Annotated in this window: 2 protein-coding genes; both read left to right on the top strand. The window is 76.5% G+C overall.

What is annotated here, in order from left to right; all coding sequences use genetic code 11:
- The coding region (locus tag VF746_22840) for a phosphopantetheine-binding protein (GenBank protein HEX8695267.1) at positions 1-889 on the top strand (889 nt) is incomplete at its 5' end.
- The coding region (locus VF746_22835; GenBank protein ID HEX8695266.1) for an amino acid adenylation domain-containing protein at positions 886-5922 on the top strand (5037 nt) is incomplete at its 3' end. The genes VF746_22840 and VF746_22835, both read left to right, overlap by 4 nt.

Below are 5922 nucleotides of genomic sequence, written 5' to 3'. Positions count from 1 at the left end.
GACGGAGACGACGACGTTCTCCCTCGCCCACCCGGTGGCGGAGGAGGACGTCGCGGAGAGCGCGCCGGGCGTGCCGATCGGGCGGCCGAAGGCGAACACGCGCGCCTACGTGCTGGACCGGGCGGGCGAGCCGGTGCCCGTGGGCGTGGTCGGCGAGCTGTACGTGGGCGGCGCGGGCGTGGCGCTGGGCTACCTGGACCGGCCGGAGCTGACGGCGGAGCGCTTCGTGGCCGACCCGTTCGGCGCGGAGCCGGGCGCGCGCCTCTACCGCACGGGCGACCTGGTGCGCCGGCGCGGCGACGGCGCGCTGGAGTTCGTGGGGCGGACCGACTTCCAGGTGAAGGTGCGGGGCTTCCGCATCGAGCCGCGGGAGATCGAGGCGCGGCTGCTGGAGCACCCGGGCGTGCGCGAGGCGGTGGTGGTGGCGCGCGAGGACGGACCCGGCGAGAAGCGGCTGGTGGCGTACTGCGTGGGCGCGGACGCCGGGGCGGACGCGCTGCGGGCGCACCTGGCGGAGCGCCTGCCGGAGCACATGGTGCCGGCGGCGTACGTGCGCCTGGAGGCGCTGCCGCTGACGCCGAACGGGAAGGTGGACCGCCGGGCGCTCCCGGCGCCGGAGGGGGACGCCTACGCGGCGCGCGCGTACGAGGCGCCGGTCGGGGAGATCGAGGAGGCGCTGGCGGAGGTCTGGGCGGAGGTGCTGGGGGTGGAGCGGGTGGGCCGCCGCGACAACTTCTTCGAGCTGGGCGGACACTCGCTCCTGGCGCTGCGGCTGATCGAGCGGATGCGCCGGCGAGACCTGCACGCGGAGGTCGGCGCGCTGTTCACCGCGCCCACGCTGGCGGGGCTCGCGGCGGTCACCGAGCTCGTCCGGGAGATCCGCCTGTGACGATCCGGGAGCTCCTGGTCCGGCTCGCCGAGGAGAAGGTCGAGCTCGCCGCGGACGCCGACGAGCTGGTCGTCCGCACCCGGAGCCGGGCGCTGGACCCGGCGCTGCTCGGGCTCCTGCGCGAGAACAAGCAGGCGCTCCTGAACGTGGTGCGGTCCGGGGAATACGCTCCCGCCTCGTCCGCCGGCCGGGCGCCGCTGCTGGAGCTGAGCCAGGCGCAGCTGGACCGGATCGCGGCGGGGGTGGAGGGCGGCGCGGCGAACGTGCAGGACGTCTATCCGCTGGCGCCGCTGCAGGAAGGGATCCTCTTCCACCACCTGCTGGCGGCGGAAGGCGATCCGTACCTGCTGACGAGCGTGGCCGCCTTCGACGGCCGCGAGCGCCTGGACGCGTACGTGGCCGCGCTGCGGGCGGTGATCGCCCGCCACGACATCCTGCGCACCTCGGTGACGTGGGAAGGCCTCCCCGAGCCGGTGCAGGTGGTGTGGCGGCAGGCGCGGCTGGAGGTGGAGGAGGTGGAGCTGGACCCCGCCGCGGGCGACGCGGCCAGGCAGCTGTGGACGCGGCTCGATCCCCGGCGCCACCGGCTGGACGTGCGCCGCGCGCCGCTGATGCGGGTCTACGCCGCGCGCGACGCGGCCCGGGAGCGCTGGCTCCTGCTGCGGCACCTGCACCACCTGATCGGCGACCACGTGACGCAGGACGTGGTCGACGAGGAGATCCGGGCGCACCTGGCGGGGTGCGCGGACGCGCTCCCGGCGCCGCCGCCGTTCCGCGACTTCGTGGCCCGGGCGCGCCTGGGGGTGAGCCGCGCCGAGCACGAGGCGTACTTCCGGGCGCTGCTGGGCGACGTGGACGAGCCCACGGCGCCGTTCGGCCTGCTGGACGTGTGGGGCGACGGGTCGCGGATCGCCGGCGCGCGGCGGGCGATGGACGCCGCGCTGGCGGCGCGGCTGCGCGAGCGCGCGCGGACGCTGGGGGTGAGCGCGGCCGCCGTGTGCCACGTGGCGTGGGCCGGGGTCCTGGCGCGGACGTCGGGACGCGGGGACGTGGTGTTCGGGACCGTGCTCTTCGGGCGGATGAGCGGAGGCGAGGGAGCGGCCCGGGCGCCGGGGCCGTTCATCAACACGCTCCCGGTGCGGATTCGGGTGGGCGAGGAGGGCGTGGAGGCCAGCGTGCGCGCGGCGCACCGGCAGCTGGCGGAGCTGCTGCGGCACGAGCACGCCTCGCTGGCGCTGGCGCAGCGGTGCAGCGGCGTAGCCGCGCCGGCGCCGCTCTTCACCGCGCTGCTCAACTACCGGCACAGCGGCGGCGGGGGTGCGTCCGCCGCGCCGGAGGCGGGCGGGGCGCGCGAGATCCACGGCGAAGAGCGGACGAACTACCCGGTGACGCTCTCGGTCGACGACCTCCGCGAGGGGTTCGCCCTGACGGCGCAGGCGCCGGCGTCGGTGGGCCCGGAGCGGGTGTGCGCGATGATGCACCGGGCGCTGGAGGGGGTGGTGGAGGCGCTGGAGACGGCGCCGGAGCGCGCGCTCGCCGGCGTGGACGTGCTCCCGGAGTCCGAGCGGCGGCGGGTGGTGGAGGAGTGGAACGCGACGGAAGCCGCGTACCCGCGCGAAGCGTGCGTGCACGAGCTGTTCGAGGCGCAGGTGGAGCGGGCGCCGGACGCGGTGGCGGTCTCGTTCGCGGGCGAGACGCTCTCCTACGCCGAGCTGAACCGGCGCGCGAACCGGCTGGCGCACCATCTCCAGGGGCGCGGCGTGGGCCCCGACGCGCGGGTGGGGCTGTGCGTGGAGCGCGGCCCGGAGATGGTCGTGGCCGTGCTGGGGGTGCTCAAGGCGGGCGCCGCCTACGTGCCGCTGGACCCCGGGTACCCGGAAGAGCGGCTGCGCTACATGCTGGCCGACAGCGCCCCGGCGATCCTGCTCACCCGGTCTTCCCTGGCGGAGCGCTTCGCCGGGGCGGACGTCCCCGTGCTTTCTCTCGACTCCGACGCCTCCGCCTGGGCCGAGCACCCGGAGACGAACCCCGGGCGCGGCGGGCTGACGCCGCGCCACCTGGCGTACGTGATCTACACCTCGGGCTCGACCGGCCGGCCCAAGGGGGTGATGGTCGAGCACCGGGGCGTGTGCAACCTGGCGGCGGCGCAGGAGCCCTTCGCGGCGGGGCCGGGGAGCCGGGTGCTGCAGTTCGCCTCGTTCAGCTTCGACGCCTGCGCGTTCGAGATGGTGATGGCGCTGTGCCGGGGCGCCGCCCTGCACCTGCCGCCCGCGGGCGAGGTGCTGGCCGGCGAAGCGCTGCTGCGCACGCTGGCCGGCGAGGCGATCACCCACGCCACGCTGCCGCCGGCCGTGCTGGGGCCGCTCCCCGAGGGGGCGAAGCTGGGCGCGGTGTGCACGCTGGTGCTGGCGGGCGACGTGGTGACGCAGGCCCTGGTGGAGCGGTGGGCGCCGGGCCGGCGGCTCTTCAACGCCTACGGGCCCACGGAGGCGACCGTCTGGGCCACGGTGCAGGAGTGCCGGACCGGCGCGGCGGGCGAGCCCGGCATCGGGCGTCCGATCGCCAACGCGCGCGTCTACGTGCTGGACGAGGCGGGCGAGCCGGCGCCGGTGGGGGTGGCCGGGGAGCTGTGCGTCGGGGGCGCGGGGGTGGCGCGGGGGTACCTGGGCCGCCCGGGGCTGACGGCGGAGCGCTTCGTGGCGGACCCGTTCGGCGGCGAACCGGGGGCCCGGCTGTACCGGACGGGGGACCTGGCCCGGTGGCGCGCGGACGGCACGGTGGAGTTCCTGGGGCGGAAGGACTTCCAGGTGAAGGTGCGCGGCTTCCGGGTGGAGCCGGGCGAGGTGGAGGCGCGGCTGCTGGAGCACCCGGCGGTGCGCGAAGGGGTGGTGCTGGCGCGCGGGGACGGCCCCGGCGAGAAGCGCCTGGTGGCGTACTACACGGGCGAGGCGGTGGAGGCGGAGGCGCTGCGGGCGCACCTGGCGGAGCGGCTGCCGGAGCACATGGTGCCGGCGGCGTACGTACGCTTGGAGGCGCTGCCGCTGAGCCCGAGCGGGAAGGTGGACCGCCGGGCGCTGCCGGCGCCGGAGGGCGGCGCGTACGCATCGCGCGCATACGAGGCGCCGGTGGGCGAGGTCGAGACCGCGCTGGCGGAGATCTGGGCGGAGGTGCTGGGGGTGGAGCGGGTGGGGCGCCGCGACCACTTCTTCGAGCTGGGCGGGCACTCGCTCCTGGCGGTGCGGGTGGTCTCGCGCGTGCGCGAGGCGCTGGGCGTCGAGGCGGCGCTGGGCGCGGTGTTCGAGCGGCCGGTGCTGGCGGACTTCGCGCGGGGGCTCGAGGCGGCGGCGCGGGCGGAGCTCCCGGCGATCGAGCCGGTGGACCGCGCGGGGCGCCTGGCGCCGTCGTTCGCGCAGCAGCGGCTCTGGTTCCTGGAGCAGCTGGGGGGCGCGGGAGCCGCCTACCACATCCCGCTGCGGCTGCGGCTGCGGGGCGAGCTGGACCGCGAGGCGCTCTCGCGCGCGCTGGACCGGATCGTGGCGCGGCACGAGGCGCTGCGCACCACCTTCCCCCCGGTGGACGGGGAGCCCGTGCAGCACGTCGCGCCGGCCGGGGAGAGCGTCTTCCCCCTGCTGGAGCACGACCTGGCCGGGCGCGCCGACCGGGACGCCGAGCTGCGCCGCCTGGTGGCCGAAGAGGCGGGCGCGCCGTTCGACGTCGGCCGGGGTCCGCTCGTGCGCGGCCGCCTGGTGCGGCTCGCGGCCGACGACCACGTGTTGCTCGTCACCATGCACCACATCGTCTCCGACGCGTGGTCGATGGGCGTGCTGGTGGACGAACTCGGCGCGCTGTACGCCGCCTACCGGCGCGGCGGGAAAGACCCGCTGCCGCCGCTCGCGGTGCAGTACGCGGACTACGCGGCATGGCAGCGGCGCTGGGTGGACGGCGAGGTTCTCCAGCGGCAGGCGGACTACTGGACGCATGCGCTCGCCGGCGCCCCCGAGCTGCTGGAGCTGCCCACCGACCACCCGCGTCCCGCGCGGCAGGACCACGCCGGGGCCACGGTCGCCCTGGAGCTGGACGAGGAGCTGACGGCGGGGCTCAGGGCGCTCGGCCGCCGGCACGGGACCACGCTGTTCATGACGCTGCTCGCCGGGTGGGCCACCGTGCTCGGCCGGCTGTCGGGGCAGGACGACGTGGTGATCGGCACGCCCACGGCCAACCGCGGGCGGCGGGAGATCGAGGGGCTGATCGGCTTCTTCGTCAACACCCTGGCCGTGCGCGTGGACCTCGCGGGTGCGCCCACGGTGGCGGAGCTGCTGGGGCGGGTGAAGGCGCGCGCGCTCGGGGCGCAGCAGAACCAGGACATCCCCTTCGAGCAGGTGGTGGAGCTGCTGCAGCCGGCGCGCAGCCTGGCGCACACGCCGCTCTTCCAGGCGATGTTCGCCTGGCAGAACGCACCGCGGCCGCGCCTGGAGCTGCCGGGGCTGGAGCTGGCGCCCGTGCCGGGCGCCGCGCAGGCGACGGCGAAGTTCGACATCTCCCTCACCCTCTCCGAGCGGGGCGGCCGGATCGTCGGGGCGGTGGAGTACGCCACCTCGCTCTTCGAGCGGGCCACCGTCGAGCGCTACGCCGGCTATCTCCGGTGCGTGCTGGAGGAGATGGCGGCGGACGACGGCCGGAGCGTGGAGCGGCTGGACGTGCTGCCCGAGACCGAGCGTCGGCAGCTCCTGGAGGAGTGGAACGCCACCCATGCGCCGTATCCGCGTGGCGCGTCGGTCCACGAGCTGTTCAGGGCGCAGGCGGAGCGGACGCCGGACGCGGTGGCGGTCGTCTCCGGAGAGCGCTCGCTCGCCTACGCGGAGCTTGACGCGCGGGCCAATCGGCTGGCGCTTCGGCTGAGGTCGCGCGGCGTGGGTCCGGACACGCGGGTGGCGGTGCTGATGCCGCGCTCGGTGGAACTGGTGGTGGCGGAGCTGGCGATCCTCAAAGTGGGCGCCGCGTACGTGCCGCTGGACGCGTCGCATCCGCCGGAG

Source organism: Longimicrobium sp., from assembly GCA_036389795.1.
Taxonomy (GTDB): domain Bacteria; phylum Gemmatimonadota; class Gemmatimonadetes; order Longimicrobiales; family Longimicrobiaceae; genus Longimicrobium.
The sequence above is the reverse complement of the archived record's forward strand: the minus strand, read 5'-3'. Positions and strand labels throughout refer to the sequence as shown.